We start from the raw sequence: 15,651 nt of genomic DNA, 5'->3' as shown, positions 1-15,651 counted from the left end.
GTCGTACGGAGTCTTACGCGGGCACGCTCGCCACGCCCGCCTCCAGGAACGGCTTCCCGTTCACCCGCTGCGAGACGCCCTCGCGGTCCAGGTACGGCGTGATGCCGCCCAGGTGGAAGGGCCAGCCGGCGCCGGTGATCAGGCAGAGGTCGATGTCCTGGGCCTCGGCGACGACGCCCTCGTCGAGCATCAGGCCGATCTCCTGGGCGACCGCGTCGAGCACCCGCGCCCGCACCTGCTCCTCGGTGAGGACGGTGTCGCCCTGCTTGAGGAGCGCGGCGACCTCCGGGTCCAGCTCGGGCTTCCCGCTGTCGTAGACGTAGAAGCCGCGCTTGCCGGCCTCGACGACCGCCTTGAGGTTCGGGGAGACCGTGAAGCGCTCGGGGAAGGCCCCGTTGAGGGTCTCCGAGACGTGCAGGCCGATCGCCGGGCCGACCAGCTCCAGCAGGACCAGCGGGGACATCGGCAGGCCGAGCGGCTCCACCGCCTTCTCCGCGACGGCCACCGGCGTGCCCTCGTCGATGACGTTCTGGATCTCGCCCATGAAGCGGGTCAGGATGCGGTTCACGACGAACGCCGGGGCGTCCTTGACGAGGACCGCGGTCTTCTTCAGCTTCTTGGCGACGCCGAACGCCGTGGCCAGCGAGGCCTCGTCGGTCTGCTCACCGCGGACGATCTCCAGGAGCGGCAGGATCGCGACCGGGTTGAAGAAGTGGAAGCCGACGACCCGCTCGGGGTGCTTCAGCTTCGACGCCATCTCCGAGACGGAGAGGGAGGAGGTGTTGGTGGCGAGGATCGCGTGCGCCGGGGCGACCGCCTCGACCTCCGCGAACACCTTCTGCTTGACGCCCATCTCCTCGAAGACCGCTTCGATGACGAAGTCGGCGTCCGCGAAGCCCTCCGCCTTGTCCAGGACACCGGAGACCAGGGCCTTCAGCCGGTTCGCCTTGTCCTGGTTGATCCGGCCCTTGCCGAGCAGCTTGTCGATCTCGGCGTGGACGTAGCCCACACCCTTGTCGACGCGCTCCTGGTCGATGTCGGTGAGGACGACCGGGACCTCCAGGCGGCGCAGGAAGAGCAGCGCGAGCTGGGAGGCCATCAGGCCGGCGCCGACCACGCCGACCTTGGTGACCGGGCGGGCCAGCGACTTGTCCGGGGCGCCCGCGGGGCGCTTGCCGCGCTTCTGCACCAGGTTGAAGGCGTAGATGCCGGAGCGCAGTTCGCCGCCCATGATCAGGTCGGCGAGCGCCTGGTCCTCGGCGTCGAAGCCCTGCTGGAGGTCGCCGTTCTTCGCGGTGGCGATGATGTCCAGGGCGCGGTAGGCGGCCGGGGCGGCGCCGTGCACCTTGCCGTCCGCGATGAAGCGGCCCTTCGCGACGGCCTGGTCCCAGGCGTCGCCGCGGTCGATCACCGGACGCTCGACGGCGATCTCGCCCTTGAGGACGGACGCCGTCCAGATCAGCGACTGCTCCAGGAAGTCCGCGCCCTCGAACAGCGCGTCCGCGATGCCGAGTTCGTAGACCTGCTTGCCCTTGAGCTGCTTGTTCTGGTTCAGGCTGTTCTCGATGATCACCGAGACGGCCTTGTCCGCGCCGATCAGGTTCGGCAGCAGGGTGCAGCCGCCCCAGCCGGGGACCAGGCCGAGGAAGACCTCGGGGAGCGAGAACGCCGGGAGGGCCGCGGAGACCGTCCGGTACGAGCAGTGCAGGCCGATCTCCACGCCGCCGCCCATGGAGGCGCCGTTGTAGTACGCGAAGGACGGCACGGCCAGCTTCGACAGCCGCTTGAGGACGTCGTGGCCGCCCTTGCCGATGGCCAGCGCGTCCTCGTGCCGCTTCAGCAGCTCGACACCCTTGAGGTCGGCGCCGACGGCGAAGATGAACGGCTTGCCGGTGACGCCGACGCCGACGATGTCGCCGTCCGCGGCCTCCTTCTCGACCTGGTCGATCGCGGCGTCGATGTTCGCCAGCGACTGCGGGCCGAGCGTGGTCGGCTTGGTGTGGTCGTGGCCGTTGTCCAGGGTGATCAGGGCGAAGCGCCCGGCACCGAGGGGAAGGTCGAAGTGGCGGACGTGCGCCTGGGTGACGACCTCGCCGGGGAACAGCTCGGCCGCACCCTTCAGCAGCTCTGCGGTGGTGCTCACTTGTCCCCCTCGAAGTGCGGGTTCTCCCAGATGACGGTCGCGCCCATGCCGAAGCCGACGCACATGGTGGTCAGGCCGTAGCGGACGTGCGGCTGCTCCTCGAACTGGCGGGCCAGCTGCGTCATCAGACGCACGCCGGAGGAGGCCAGCGGGTGGCCGAAGGCGATGGCGCCGCCGTACTGGTTGACGCGCGCGTCGTCGTCGGCGATGCCGTAGTGCTCCAGGAAGGCGAGGACCTGGACGGCGAACGCCTCGTTGATCTCGAACAGGCCGATGTCGTCGATGGAGAGGCCGGCCTGGGCCAGCGCCTTCTCCGTCGCGGGGATCGGTCCGTAGCCCATGACCTCCGGCTCGACGCCCGCGAAGGAGTACGAGACCAGGCGCATCTTGACGGGCAGGTCGTGCTCGCGGGCGAAGTCCTCGCTCGCGATGATGGAGGCGGTGGCGCCGTCGTTCAGACCGGCCGCGTTGCCCGCGGTGACCCGGCCGTGCACGCGGAACGGCGTCTTCAGGCCGGACAGGTTCTCCAGCGTGGTGCCCGGACGCATCGGCTCGTCGGCGGTGACCAGGCCCCAGCCCGTCTCGCCGGCCTCTTCGTTGGTGCGGCGCACCGAGACCGGCACCAGGTCGGCCTGGATCTGGCCGTTGGCGTAGGCCTTGGCGGCCTTCTCCTGCGAGCGCACGGCGTACTCGTCGGCGCGCTGCTTGGTGATGCTCGGGTAGCGGTCGTGCAGGTTCTCCGCGGTCATGCCCATGAACAGGGCGGACTCGTCGACCAGCTTCTCGGAGACGAACCGCGGGTTGGGGTCGGCGCCCTCGCCCATCGGGTGGCGGCCCATGTGCTCCACACCGCCCGCGATGGCGACGTCGTACGCGCCGAAGGCGACCGAGCCGGCCACGGTGGTGACGGCGGTCAGCGCGCCCGCGCACATGCGGTCGATCGCGTAGCCGGGCACCGACTGGGGCAGACCGGCGAGGATGCCGGCCATCCGGCCGATGGTCAGGCCCTGGTCGCCGACCTGCGTGGTGGCGGCGACGGCGACCTCGTCGACCTTCTTCGGGTCGAGGCCGGGGTTGCGGCGCAGCAGCTCCCGGATCGCCTTCACGACCAGGTCGTCGGCGCGGGTCTCGTGGTAGACGCCCTTCGGGCCCGCCTTGCCGAACGGGGTGCGGACGCCGTCTACGAAGACGACGTCCCTGACGGTACGAGGCACGATGGCTCTCCTCCAGGGTGCGGGGTGGCACTGCTGCGGCACGCATGCACTGAGCGCGCGCTCAGCCCCATGCTACTTATGAGTAACGTAGCTGCCCAGTCCCCCCGGCGGGAGCGGCGAACGTCACACCGTCGGGGGCACGCGGAGACTCGGCGCGGGTCCGCCGGGCGGCTCAGCGCGGGTCCGCCGCGGAGGTCAGCGCGGTGACCAGTACCGGCGTCACCTGCTCCACCTGCCAGGGGCGCGCCCCGTGGCCGGCCAGGGCGGCCGCCACCGAGCCGGCGTCGACCGCGGCCGGCGGCTCCCAGCAGACCCGGCGCACCGTGTCCGGCGTGATCAGGTTCTCCTGCGGCATGGCGAGCTGCTCGGCGAGCGCCGTCACCGCCGCGCGCGCCGCGGAAAGCCTCGCCGCCGCTGCCGGGTCCTTGTCGGCCCAGGCCCGCGGCGGCGGGGGACCGGTCACCGGCTGGCCGGGCTGCGGCAGCTGCGACTCGGAGAGCGCCTTGGCCCGGTCGACCGAGACCTGCCACTGCTCCAGCTGCCGGCGGCTGACCCGCCCGAAGCCGTTCAGCGCGGACAGCGCCTGCGCGTCGGCCGGCAGCGCGAGCGCAGCCTCGACGATGGCCGCGTCCCCGAGCACCTTGCCGGGGGAGACGTCCCGGCGCTGCGCGATCCGGTCCCGGGCCTGCCACAGCTCCCGCACGACGGCCAGCTGCCGGCGCCGGCGCACCTTGTGCATGCCGGAGGTGCGGCGCCAGGGGTCCTTGCGCGGCTCGGGCGGCGGGGCGGACGCGATCGCGTCGAACTCCTGCCGGGCCCACTCCAGCTTGCCCTGCCGGTCCAGCTCCTTCTCCAGGGCGTCCCGCAGGTCGACGAGCAGCTCGACGTCGAGCGCGGCGTAGCGCAGCCAGGGCTCGGGCAGCGGGCGGGTGGACCAGTCGACGGCCGAGTGGCCCTTCTCCAGGACGAAGCCCAGGACGTTCTCCACCATCGCGCCGAGGCCGACGCGCGGGAACCCGGCGAGCCGCCCGGCCAGCTCGGTGTCGAAGATGCGGGTGGGGACCATCCCTATTTCGCGCAGGCAGGGCAGGTCCTGGGTGGCGGCGTGCAGCACCCACTCCACGTCCGCGACGGCCGCGCCGAGTCCGGACAGGTCGGGGCAGGCCACCGGGTCGATCAGGGCGCTCCCGGCGCCCTCGCGGCGCAGCTGCACCAGGTACGCCCGCTGTCCGTAGCGGTACCCGGAGGCGCGCTCGGCGTCCACGGCGACGGGGCCGTGCCCGGCGGCGAAGGCGGCGGTCACCTCGGCGAGGGCGGTCGCGTCGGCGATCACCGGCGGAATGCCCTCGCGTGGTTCGAGCAAGGGGGTCGGCGCCTGACTCACAGAAGATCCGGCGTCGTCCGGAGGGGCGCCTCCGGTGGTTCGCAGTGGGCGGTCTGCTGCGGTTTCGTGGGCGTCGGTCACCTGTCAAGACTATCGGTGGATCGACGGCGCCCGCCGACGGAACGTTCCGTCGGCGGGCGCCGGGGGGTCGTAAACCAGTCAGGTCGGTGAACGGGTCAGTGAATGATGCCGGTGCGCAGGGCCACCGCGACCATCCCGGCGCGGTCGCCCGTGCCGAGCTTGCGGGCGATGCGGGCCAGGTGGCTCTTGACGGTCAGGGCGGACAGGCCCATGGAGACGCCGATCGCCTTGTTCGACTGGCCCTCCGCGACCAGTCGCAGCACCTCCACCTCGCGGCCGGAGAGCTCGCGGTAGCCGCCCGGGTGGCTCGGGGCACCCGGGGGGCGGCGGTGCAGGCGGGCGGCGGCGGCGCCGATGGGGGCGGCGCCCGGCCGGGTGGGGAGCCCGACGTTGGTGCGGGTGCCGGTGACGACGTAGCCCTTGACGCCGCCGGCGAGGGCGTTGCGCACGGCGCCGATGTCGTCGGCGGCGGACAGGGCGAGACCGTTGGGCCAGCCCGCGGCGCGGGTCTCGGACAGCAGGGTCAGGCCGGAGCCGTCGGGGAGGTGGACTTCGGCGACGCAGATGTCGCGGGGGTTGCCGATGCGGGGACGAGCCTCCGCGACGGACGAGGCCTCGATGACGTCGCGCACACCGAGCGCCCACAGGTGGCGGGTGACGGTGGAACGGACGCGCTGGTCGGCCACGACCACCATGGCGGTCGGCTTGTTCGGGCGGTAGGCGACCAGGCTTGCAGGCTGCTCGAGGAGAACGGACACCAGGCCTCCTGGGGGGCGGGGACGGGGCCGGCTCGTGGGGTGAAGGCGGGACGAACCGTGCTTTCAAGGTCACAGTCGTCTTCGGCACCGAACCCGTTCGCCTTTAGAGAATGATCACGATCTGGTGAGTAACAATCCGAGCAATTCGGACACGCGGTCGATCATTCGAAGATCGAACGGTTTCGCACTTTGTCGATACGCGGCCGAAAGTGGCCGTGTCGACAAAGTGACGGAACGTTTCCCGGACATGCGGAAGCCCCCTGGTGAAACGGTGTGAGCGTGCGCGGGTCAGCGCGACTGCGGGCCGCGGCGCTGCGGCAGCGTGACGATCGACGCGTCGCCGGGCCCGGCCGGCGGCAGGCCCGCGACCTGCGCCAGCAGATCGCACCACGAGGCGAGGTGCGCCGCGGTGTCCGGGACGCCGCCCAGACCCTCGCGCGGCGTCCAGGACGCCCGGATCTCGATCTGCGAGGCCGCCGGGCGCGCCGAGAGCCCCCCGAAGTAGTGGGAGCTCGCGCGCGTGACGGTGCCGCTCGGCTCCCCGTACGTGAGCCCGCGGGCCTGGAGCGCGCCGGTGAGCCAGGACCAGCACACGTCGGGCAGCAGCGGATCCGCGGCCATCTCCGGCTCCAGCTCGGCCCGGACCAGGGTCACCAGCCGGAAGGTCCCGCGCCAGGCGTCGTGCCCCGCCGGGTCGTGCAGCAGTACCAGCCGGCCGTCCGCGAGGTCCTCGTCGCCGTCGACGACCGCGGCCTCCAGCGCGTAGGTGTGCGGGGCGAGCCGCTGGGGCGCGCGTGTCGGCTCCACCTCGATCTGCGGCCGCAGCCGCGCGGCCCGCAGGGCCTCGACGGCGGCCGCGAAGGCCGGCGGTGCCGTACTCCCCTTGTGCCGGGCCTCCTCCTCGGTTCCCTTCGCCTCGTCCATTCCGCCAGCGCCGTCCGACAGTCGTCCCTGAGCCGCAGCCATGCGGGGAACACTAAGCGGAACGGCGGCCCGGCGCAGGGAGGGACACCCGCGTGCGGACGCGATGTCCGGATCCCGCGGTACCCCGAGGGCGCGCGGGAGCCGCCCACCCGCGGTCCTGGAGCGCCCGTGCGCCGTGCGAGACTTGCCGGTGTGAGTGCCAACCAGAGCCCCGCGGGCCAGCCGCCGACCGCCACGTACGACTCCGCGTTCCTCAGGGCCTGCAGGCGCGAGCCGGTGCCGCACACCCCGGTGTGGTTCATGCGGCAGGCCGGGCGCTCGCTGCCGGAGTACCTCAAGGTGCGCGAGGGCATCCCGATGCTCGAGTCCTGCATGCGGCCGGAACTGGTCACGGAGATCACCCTCCAGCCGGTCCGCAGGCACGGCGTGGACGCCGCCATCTACTTCAGCGACATCGTGGTCCCGCTCAAGGCCATCGGCATCGACCTCGACATCAAGCCGGGCGTCGGCCCGGTCGTCGAGAACCCGATCCGCACCCGCGCGGACCTGGACCGGCTGCGCGAACTCATCCCCGAGGACGTCACCTACGTCAGCGAGGCCATCGGCCTGCTCACCCGCGAGCTCGGCGCCACCCCGCTGATCGGCTTCGCCGGGGCGCCGTTCACCCTCGCGAGCTACCTCGTGGAGGGCGGCCCGTCCCGCAACCACGAGCACACCAAGGCGCTCATGTACGGCGACCCGCAGCTGTGGGCCGACCTCCTGGACCGGCTCGCCGGCATCACCGCCGCCTTCCTGAAGGTGCAGATCGAGGCCGGCGCGAGCGCCGTCCAGCTCTTCGACTCCTGGGTCGGCGCCCTCTCGCCCGCCGACTACCGCGCCTCGGTGCTGCCCGCCTCCCGCAAGGTCTTCGAGGCCGTCGCCGGGTACGGCGTGCCGCGCATCCACTTCGGCGTCGGCACCGGCGAGCTGCTCGGCCTGATGGGCGAGGCCGGCGCGGACGTCGTCGGCGTCGACTGGCGCGTCCCGATGGACGAGGCGGCCCGCCGGGTCGGCCCCGGCAAGGCGCTCCAGGGCAACCTGGACCCCGCCGTCCTCTTCTCCACCCCGCAGGCCGTCGAGACCAAGGCCGGCGAGGTCCTGGACGCGGCGGCGGGCCTCGAGGGCCACGTCTTCAACCTCGGCCACGGCGTCCTGCCCACCACCGACCCGGACGCGCTGACCCGCCTCGTGGAGTACGTCCACACCCGCACCGCCCGCTGAGCCCCGCTCACCCGTTGCGGGCGTACCACGCCAGGCACCGCCGCCAGAGCGTGAGCCCGGAGGCCAGCACCAGCAGGGCGACCAGCGGTGACAGGTACACCAGCGCGGGGGAGACCGGCACCGTGTCGGCGTGGCCGGTCAGCCACGCCGCCGGGTAGTACCCGGCGAACGCGATGGGCACCCCGAAGGTGAACGCGCCCTGGAGCGCCACCGGGAACACGCTCAGCGGGTAGTTGCCGAAGTTGCCCGCAGTGTTGTCCAGCCAGAAGAACAGGGACTCGCTGCCCCGGAACCTCAGCACCAGACCGGCGATGTGCAGATTGAGCCCCAGCTCGATCACGGTGGCGGCGACGACCGCCACCACCAGAAAGCCCAGCGAGGCCGGCGACCACGTCACGTCCAGCAGGGACAGGCAGACCCCGAGCGAGGCGCCGGCCACCACCAGGTCGCCCAGCGCGTTGACCGGCGCCTCGTAGGTGAAGACCTGGAGCAGCACCGGCGCCGGCCGGGTGCGGAAGGCCTCGAAGCGGCCCTCCCGCAGCAGGTGCGGGATCAGCCCGAGGTTGCCGAAGAACAGCATGTACAGGCCGTGCCCCAGCATGCGGATGCTGCTGATCAGCAGGATCTCGCCGAGGTCCCAGCCCGCCAGCGAGGGGAAGCGGCTGAAGATCACCGCGGCGAAGAGCAGCACCGTGATCTGGAAGGTCACCCCGTTGGCGACGGCCATCGCGAAGTCCGCGCGGTTGGCGAGCTGGCTGCGCAGCCCGGCCCGCATGATCACGGCGGCCAGCCGCAGCCGGCCCACCGGGTGCGCCCCGGACGCCGGGGCGGCGGTGTCGGAGGTCATCGGCGTCACCCGCCCAGGACGAGCAGTCGACGGGCGGCGCGCCGCCACATCACGCGGCTCAGCACGGCCAGCACCCCGCACCACAGGGCCCCTTCGGCCAGGTACGGCCAGCAGTCCGCCACGGTGATCCGCCCGGTGTAGAGGGAAACGGGCACGTTGATGGTCGCCGCGAAGGGCAGGTGCCCGGCGACGGCCCGGAAGCCCTCCGGGAAGAACCAGAGCGGGATCAGCCCGCCCGACAGCAGGAGTTGGGCGAAGGCCACCAGCCGGTTCACGCCGAAGCTGGTGATGGTCCAGAAGCTGGTCAGGTCGACCAGCAGGCCGATCTGGTAGAAGACGACCTGTCCGAGCCCGTAGGCGAGCACCGTCACCGAGGCGGCGGCCGGGGACGGCGGCAGTGCGACCAGTCCGCAGGTCACGCCCACCGCCAGGCCGACGAGCAGCCAGGCCGTGGCGTACAGGCTCTCCCCGAGGCCGCGCCAGGCGCAGTAGCGGCGGGCGGAGAGCGGCCGGACGAACCAGAACACCACCGAGCCGTCGCGGATCTTGCTCTGCGCGGTCTCCTGCGAGGCCCCCTCCATGATGACGCGGCCGGTGCCCATCAGCGTGGCCAGCACCGAGTAGGTGATGGCCTGGTCGACGTCGAGGCCGACCACCTCGCCGCCGCTCTCCCGGTACAGCGCCCGCCACAGCAACACGTACAGGAACACCTGGGTGACGATGACGAAGGCGGTGGCCGCCAGCCGCGGCCGGTAGGCCCACTCGGTGCGCGGTACCAGGGTGACGAGCCGGTGGGCGCGCGAGGGTGGCCGCGGAGCCCGCCCGGGCCTGTCGAGGACGCTCATCCGCCCGCCCCCGGTGCCGAGGCCCGCTGCCGTCGCGTGTCGCCGTGCAGGGCCCGCAGGACGTCCTCCGCCGTCGCCCCCTCGTACCGCACCGAGCGGACCGGATGGGCGGCGAGGAGTTCGGCGGTCACCCGTGCCCGGTCCGCGCCCGGCAGCGGCCTGACCCGCACGCTCGGCCCCTGGGCGGAGACCACCTCGGCGGTCAGCAGGTCGAGCGGTGGCGGCGGTGTCTCGAACTCGACCAGGAAGACCGACTCCGCCCCGGCGACGGTCAGCCGCTCGCGGGGCCCGTCGTGGACGACCCGGCCGCGGTCGATGACGACGATGCGGCGGCACAGGGCCTCCACCTCCGCCATGTCGTGCGTCGTCAGCACCACGCAGTGGTCCCCGGTGGCGGCCAGCCGCGACAGCAGCTCCCGCACCTGGTCCTTCACCAGCACGTCCAGGCCGATGGTGGGTTCGTCCAGGAAGATCACCCGCGGCCGGTGCAGCAGCGCCGCGGCCAGGTCGCAGCGCACCCGCTGACCGAGCGACAGAAAGCGCACGGGCGTCTCCCAGAAGTCCGACAGCGAGAGCACGTCGTCGAGTTCGGCGAGCGCGCCGCGCCAGGAGTCCTCGGGCAGACCGTGGATGTCGCGCAGGATGGAGAAGGAGTCCCGGGCGGGCAGGTCCCACCACAGCTGGGTGCGCTGCCCGAAGGTGACGCCCATGTTCCGGGCGTTGGCCTCCCGGTCGGCGTACGGATCGAGTCCGCACACCCGGACGGTGCCCTCCTCCGGGAGCAGCAGGCCCGTCATCAGTTTGATCAGGGTGGACTTGCCGGCGCCGTTCTGTCCGAGCAGCCCGACGAACTCCCCCCGCCCGATGCGCAGTTCCACGTCGCTGAGGGCCACCGCGCGGGACGCCCGCCGCCTGCGGAAGGGCCGGCGGACGCTCCAGGACTCGGACCGGTCCCAGGTGCGGAAGGTCTTGGTGACCCCCTCCACGTCGATGACGGGCTCCGCGAGCCCGGGGGCGCTCACGAGCCGCTCCCCGCCGCCTCCGCGTCCGCCGCGCCCCCCAGCACGGCCGCCGCCACCAGCGGGTACAGCAGTTCGCCCACGGCCGCCAGCCAACGCACCGGCACGACCCTGCGCAGCGCCCCCGGTGCCAGCGTGGCCAGCGCCTCCCGGGCCGCCGGACGGCCGAGGTCGGGGAAGCCGCCGAGGTCCCGGGTCACCACGCCCAGCGCGTAGGCGGTGGTCCACACCTCGGCGAGCAGCACGTCGCTGACCCGGTCGTGGATCAACTCCCGGTGCGGGACGCTCTCCAGCGCCGTCCGCAGCGACGCCACGACCCGCTCCCGGCCGATGCCCCGTGCGAGGAGCGCCTCCTCGGCCGGCACCCGGCGCCAGCCGTCCGGACTCGCCGGGTCGCGCAGGTAGACCACGGCCAGCTGCTCCCACCAGCAGAAGTACGGCACCGCGCGCATCGCGGGCAGCACGGAGCCCCCCGGGTCCCCGGCGGGGGCCAGGCAGGCGGCGCTGCGCGGGCCCATCACGTCGTTGCCGACGAGGCTCGGCGGGTTGGCGTGATCGACCGGGCCGGCCACCGGGACGACCCGGCCGACGTCCCGCAGGTAGTCGAGCAGGGTGACGTCGTCGGTCGCGTCGGGCGCGGCCTTCGCGGCGGCGTACTCCTCGAACCCCCGGGCCAGTCGGGCGGGCAGCACCAGCGCGACGGACGGGAGGTAGTCGTCCACCACGGGCGCCCAGGCGTGGCCGAGCAGCGCCGCGGCGCGGACCGCGTTGGCGGTGCGCGAACCCCACTCGGTGAACAGGCTGACGGAGTCCCGAGGCCGGGCGGCGGCCAGCGCGGCGACGGTGTCCGCGAAGTCCGGGCGGAGCACGGCGTCGTCCTGGAGCACCAGGTGGTGCGTGGCGTCGGCGGACGCGGACCGCCAGGCCAGGCGCGCGGTGCGCAGGGCCGACGGCGGGCCCTGCGGCTCCGGGTCGGTGACGACCCGCGCGGCGAGCGCGGGGTGCGCCTCGCCCAGCGCCTCGGCCGCGGCCCGCCGCCGCGGGTGGGCCATGATCACGGTGGACAGGCGGAGGTCGGAACGGTGGGGTGTCGTCATTCTCGGGTCTTTCTCGCGGGGCTTCGGGGGGACGGGAGGGGTCGGGGAATTAAGGGGCGTACGGGTCGGTCGTGCGGCGGGAGCCGGGGCCGCGGCCCGGACGGAGCGCGGCGGTCACCGCTCCGTCTTGCCGAGCACCGGCGGCCCGCCGCGCAGCACGCGGGCCAGGTGCCGGACCGGGCCCGCCCAGTGCAGCAGCGGCTGGAAGAGGAACGCGAGCAGGAGTACGGGGACGCGGACGGGGGCCGCCGGTCCGCCGGGTGGTTCGGCGCGGGCGTCGGCCCCCCGGTGCGCGGCCAGCCAGCGCCGGGCCCGCCGCACGCACCACCAGGCGTGCAGCAGTGTGTAGGAACCGGCCGCGAACGCCCAGGCCAGCAGCGGACCGTGGGCGCCGCGCGCCACCAGGGTGCCCAGCGCCGCGAGCACGACGGCGGGACCGGCGAACCACCACAGCGTGTCCAGCCCTTCCTTGACCAGCACCACGGTGTTGCGGAGCCGGAAGGCGCGCAGGACCGGATCGGTCAGCAGCCGCTGGCACCCGGCGAGGGAGCCGTGCGCCACCAGCGCGTACGCCTTGCCGAGCGCCGCCGTACCGGAGTACCGGTCGACCAGGTTGAACACGGGCAGCACCTCCATCACCGCACCGGCGGAGGAGAGTTTGTAGCCGACGAGCAGATCGTCGACGGGCTCCTCGTACATGCCGATGGACACCAGGGTGTCGTGCCGGACGAACAGCCCGGCCCCGACGCCGTACACCACCGGCTCGGCCACGGCCGTCACGCCCGCCGGCAGCCGTGCGGCCCGGATGCGGCGCCGGGCCAGGAGGCGGTGGGCCTCGACGCCCGCCCGGCGTCGCAGGTCGGCCAGGGCGTGGGCGCGCAGCAGCACGTCCGCGCCGCCGGGGCGGGCGGCGTGCGGGCGGCGCAGCTGGAGCGGGAGCTGCTGGACCAGGTCGGGCGCGGGGCCGCCGCCGTCCGGGGAGACGGCGGCGGCGAGGTGCGTCAGGGTGTCCAGATCGGGCTGCGAGTCGGCGTCGTAGAGCCCGACATAGGTGAACGAGGGAGCGGCGTCCGGCGGCAGCAGGTCCGGCAGCCGTTCCACCGCGTGCACGAGCTGGCTGCTCTTGGCGCCCTCGTCCGGGTAGTGCAGGTGGTGCAGGCCCACGCCCGGGTGCTCCGCCGCGACCTCGGGCAGCAGCGCGCGGGCGACCTCGCGGGTGGTGGGGACGGCGTCGAGTTCGGCCCGCAGGGTGCCCGCCGGGTCGGCGGAGGCGCGGGTGCGGTCCGCCGTGCGGGCCGCCAGCCCGGAGGGCACCACACCGGCCAGCACGGCCGCGTCCCGCGCGCCGCCGGCGACGAGGGCCGCCGCGAGGGCGGGCAGCCGGTCCGCCACCGCCCGCCGCTCCCGCTCCTCGCGCTCCGTGGTGACGACGACCACGTGCAGCAGGCCCGGCGGATACGGCAGTCCGGCCGCCGCCCGCACCACCTCGCCCAGCAGCTCCTGTTCGCGCAGGGCCGGCACCAGCAGCACGACGTGCGGCGCGGTGTCCGGCGCCACCGCGCGCCCGCGCCGCCGGTCCAGGACCCGGGCCGCGAGAGCCGCGCGGACGCTCAGCAGCACGCCCCACAGCAGAACGCCCCACAGCACGGCCAGGGCTGTCACGGTCATGCCGGCTCCGTTCCGCCGGCCGTGCCGTCCGGCACGGACAGCCGCCGGTGTCCCTCGCGGGCGAGCGCCGCCTCGCGCAGGGACGCGAGCCGCGGGTGCAGTCGCCCGGCCCACCCCACCACCTCGGCCGGGGTGAGTGCTTCGGGGTCGGCCACGGGGATGCCCGGCAGCAGGGCGGGCAGCCGCGCGCCGAGCCCGAGCGGCACCGTGAAGACGGCGCCGCCCTCCCGGCCGACCGCCGCCAGCTCCACGCGCAGGGCGCCTTGGGCGACGGACGCGGTCACCCGGACCAGGTCCAGCAGTGCCGACCGGGCGAGCAACGGCGCCTCAAGTCCGGCTGGCCACCGCTCCGCGTACTGCCGGCCCACCGTCAGGTCGACGACCGTGTCGAAGAAGCGGTTGGGGAACCGGCGGTACTGCCCGCGCAGCAGATGGCGGCGGCGCGGCAGCGCGGGATCCGCGTGCCGGGCCACCCGGGTGATCCGGGGGACGGCCGCGTCGTCCGTCAGCCGCACCCGCAGCTCGAGTGACGTGTCCAGGGAGAAGGAGTAGTCGTTCCCGTCGCGGCGCACGCTGCGCGCGTCCTTGCCGATCTTCACCACGACGTGGTCGGCGAAGACCTGCACCTCGTCGTTGTACCGGCGGTCGCCGTACTTGTACTCGACGGACCGGAAGGCGCCGTCCGCGTGGAAGTTGGCGAGGACCACCGGCCGGTCCGGAGTGCGCGGCTCGGGACCGAAGACGGCGAAGTGGGCCGCTCCCACCAGGGAGAGCTTCTGCTGGTTGCGGTCGAGGACCTCCAGCGAGTACCGCTCGGGGTCGGTCACCCCGAACAGCTCGTTCGCGAACGGCGCCGCCAGGTCGGGCGCGTAGACGTACAGGCCGGTACGGCCGCCGTCCTCACCGGTCCACGGGCGGGCGGCCAGCTCCTCGCCGAGACCGGCCCGGTCCTGGAAGGTGTGGAAGGAGTAGGCGTGCGGATGGTCGTCCGGGTCGCGGCGGCCCGGTGGATGCACCACGAGGTGCCGCAGGCACACGCTGCTGCGCCGCAGGTCCCGCAACTCGCCCGCCGGGTTCGCCGGCGCGGCGGGGGCCTCCCGGCGGGGCACGCGCGCCGCGCCCGCGAGGGCGGCGGCGAGCGCGGCGCCGAAGCCGTCCACGTGGGCCGGGGTCAGGTGGGGCATGGCGTAGAAGTGGTGGAACAGCCGCTCCCCGGCCGAGCCGTCCGGCGCCGTCCACGGGAGGGTGTTGCCCACCAGGCGGTAGCGCTCGGCGAGTTCGGCGGGCAGCCTGCCCTCCCCGTGCGAGAAACCGGCGACGACCACCGTGTTGCCCGGGGAGGGCAGCACCACCGCGTCGGGGTCGGCGGCGCGGATCGCGTCGGCGAGCCGGTCGCGCACGCCCAGGCAGTCGCGGAACACCTCGCGGTAGCCGTCCGCGGCCAGCCCGAAGACCAGCGACCACAGGGCGGCGGCCATCGCCCCGGAGCGCGACCCGCTGATCGTCTCGTCGACGAAGCCGGACATCGGGGCCGGCACCGCGCCGTGCCCGAGCAGCCCCTTGCGGCACAGGAAGACCCCGCAGCTGTACGGCATCAGCCCGGACTTGTGCGGGTCGAGCACGACCGAGTGGACGTACGGGTTGCGGAAGTCGAAGGGCACCTCGGGCGCGGTGAACGGCAGGATCATGCCGCCGTGCGCGGCGTCCACGTGGTGGAAGACGCTCAGGTTCCCGCCGCCGGCCGCCCGCCGGGCCAGTACGGCGGAGATGGCGTCCACCGGGTCGACCAGACCGGTGTTGTAGTACCCGGCGGTGGACACGACGACGACACCGGTGCGGGCGCCCGGCCCGGTCTCCTCGGCCAGGGTGTCCAGCGCGGCGTCCACGGCCCCTGCCTCCAGCAGCCAGGAGGGCCCGGCCGGGCATTGCCGCAGCTCCAGGTCGAGGATCTCGGCGGCCTTGGCCACGGAGTGGTGGGTGAGCGCCGACGCGAGGACGACGACCCGTCCGGCGCCCGCCGCGCGCAGGGCGTTGCGGCCGGCCCGCAGACCGGCGAGGGTGCCCTCGTTGGCTCCGCCGGTGAGGTAGCCGTCGGCGGCGTCGGCGTGCAGCAGACCGGCGAGGGCGAGGACCGCCTCGCGTTCCAGGCGCCGGGTGCCGCGGACGCCGTCGCCGAAGCGGGTGTGGACGCCCACGTTGTTGGGATTGCGTTCGGCGAAGCGCCCGAACGCGTCCAGGGCCAGGGCGTGCGGCGCCGTCATGGCGAACCCCAGCCGCACCGGGTCGTCCGGGGAGTGCCAGCCGGGCACCTCGGCCAGGCGCTCGTCCAGCACCCGCGCCAACTCGGCGCCGGACAGGGGGACGTCCGGGAAGGCGTCGGTCTCGGTCGAACCGTCCTCCAGGTCGGCCAC

12 protein-coding genes are annotated in these 15,651 nt (G+C 73.9%); 1 reads left to right on the top strand and 11 read right to left on the bottom strand.

All coding sequences use genetic code 11. From position 1 onward, the window contains the following. Positions 1–13 precede the first annotated feature (13 nt). From ACGF3J_RS10475 to ACGF3J_RS10455, 5 genes are all read right to left on the bottom strand, one after another. Positions 14–2,143, bottom strand: a complete 2,130-nt coding sequence (locus ACGF3J_RS10475; protein ID WP_393853904.1) for a 3-hydroxyacyl-CoA dehydrogenase NAD-binding domain-containing protein — start codon at positions 2,141–2,143, stop codon at positions 14–16. After that, on the bottom strand, positions 2,140–3,357 hold the full coding sequence (locus ACGF3J_RS10470; protein WP_393853903.1) for an acetyl-CoA C-acyltransferase: 1,218 nt from the start codon (positions 3,355–3,357) through the stop codon (positions 2,140–2,142). The genes ACGF3J_RS10475 and ACGF3J_RS10470 overlap by 4 nt, the downstream gene beginning before the upstream one ends. A gap of 172 nt (positions 3,358–3,529) precedes the next feature. Continuing rightward, positions 3,530–4,822: an HRDC domain-containing protein gene (locus tag ACGF3J_RS10465; protein ID WP_393853902.1), complete on the bottom strand. Its 1,293-nt coding sequence runs from the start codon at positions 4,820–4,822 to the stop codon at positions 3,530–3,532. 95 nt (positions 4,823–4,917) lie between these two features. Further along, the gene (locus tag ACGF3J_RS10460) at positions 4,918–5,580 is read right to left on the bottom strand and encodes a response regulator transcription factor (RefSeq protein WP_059298226.1); all 663 of its coding nucleotides are present in this window, start codon (positions 5,578–5,580) and stop codon (positions 4,918–4,920) included. A gap of 288 nt (positions 5,581–5,868) precedes the next feature. Continuing rightward, complete coding sequence (locus tag ACGF3J_RS10455) at positions 5,869–6,546, bottom strand: DUF3000 domain-containing protein (protein WP_161328837.1); 678 nt, start codon at positions 6,544–6,546, stop codon at positions 5,869–5,871. Positions 6,547–6,696: 150 nt separating this feature from the next. Here ACGF3J_RS10455 and hemE point away from each other — a divergent pair, with 150 nt between their 5' ends. Then, positions 6,697–7,764, top strand: a complete 1,068-nt coding sequence (gene hemE, locus ACGF3J_RS10450; RefSeq protein ID WP_393853901.1) for a uroporphyrinogen decarboxylase — start codon at positions 6,697–6,699, stop codon at positions 7,762–7,764. Between the two features lie 7 nt (positions 7,765–7,771). Here hemE and ACGF3J_RS10445 read toward each other — a convergent pair whose 3' ends face one another. The 6 genes from ACGF3J_RS10445 to ACGF3J_RS10420 form a co-directional block, all read right to left on the bottom strand. Further along, a complete protein-coding gene (locus tag ACGF3J_RS10445) occupies positions 7,772–8,611 on the bottom strand; it encodes an ABC transporter permease (RefSeq protein ID WP_393853900.1) in 840 nt (279 codons plus the stop codon). Between the two features lie 5 nt (positions 8,612–8,616). Further along, positions 8,617–9,456, bottom strand: a complete 840-nt coding sequence (locus tag ACGF3J_RS10440; protein ID WP_161328834.1) for an ABC-2 family transporter protein — start codon at positions 9,454–9,456, stop codon at positions 8,617–8,619. Further along, entirely contained in the window at positions 9,453–10,478 is a 1,026-nt protein-coding gene (locus tag ACGF3J_RS10435) for an ATP-binding cassette domain-containing protein (RefSeq protein WP_346346109.1), read from the bottom strand. The genes ACGF3J_RS10440 and ACGF3J_RS10435 overlap by 4 nt, the downstream gene beginning before the upstream one ends. Then, positions 10,475–11,572 (bottom strand): hypothetical protein, encoded by a 1,098-nt coding sequence (locus tag ACGF3J_RS10430; RefSeq protein WP_393853899.1) that lies wholly within the window; start codon positions 11,570–11,572, stop codon positions 10,475–10,477. Before ACGF3J_RS10430 ends, ACGF3J_RS10435 begins: the two co-directional genes overlap by 4 nt. Before the next feature lie 114 nt (positions 11,573–11,686). Next, complete coding sequence (locus ACGF3J_RS10425; RefSeq protein ID WP_393853898.1) at positions 11,687–13,240, bottom strand: hypothetical protein; 1,554 nt, start codon at positions 13,238–13,240, stop codon at positions 11,687–11,689. Beyond that, complete coding sequence (locus ACGF3J_RS10420; RefSeq protein WP_393853897.1) at positions 13,237–15,651, bottom strand: pyridoxal phosphate-dependent decarboxylase family protein; 2,415 nt, start codon at positions 15,649–15,651, stop codon at positions 13,237–13,239. The genes ACGF3J_RS10425 and ACGF3J_RS10420 overlap by 4 nt, the downstream gene beginning before the upstream one ends.

The organism is Streptomyces sp. NPDC048171 (assembly GCF_043202655.1).
Classification (GTDB): domain Bacteria; phylum Actinomycetota; class Actinomycetes; order Streptomycetales; family Streptomycetaceae; genus Streptomyces.
Note: the sequence above shows the minus strand (reverse complement) of the source record. Positions and strands in the feature narration are given on the sequence as shown.

Excerpts from the sequence above, each read along its gene's own strand:
- ACGF3J_RS10455 (WP_161328837.1), bottom strand. The coding sequence starts at position 6,546 with ATGGCTGCGGCTCAGGGACGACTGTCGGACGGCGCTGGCGGAATGGAC.
- ACGF3J_RS10445 (WP_393853900.1), bottom strand. The coding sequence starts at position 8,611 with ATGACCTCCGACACCGCCGCCCCGGCGTCCGGGGCGCACCCGGTGGGC.
- ACGF3J_RS10440 (WP_161328834.1), bottom strand. The coding sequence starts at position 9,456 with ATGAGCGTCCTCGACAGGCCCGGGCGGGCTCCGCGGCCACCCTCGCGC.
- ACGF3J_RS10430 (WP_393853899.1), bottom strand. The coding sequence starts at position 11,572 with ATGACGACACCCCACCGTTCCGACCTCCGCCTGTCCACCGTGATCATG.
- ACGF3J_RS10425 (WP_393853898.1), bottom strand. The coding sequence starts at position 13,240 with ATGACCGTGACAGCCCTGGCCGTGCTGTGGGGCGTTCTGCTGTGGGGC.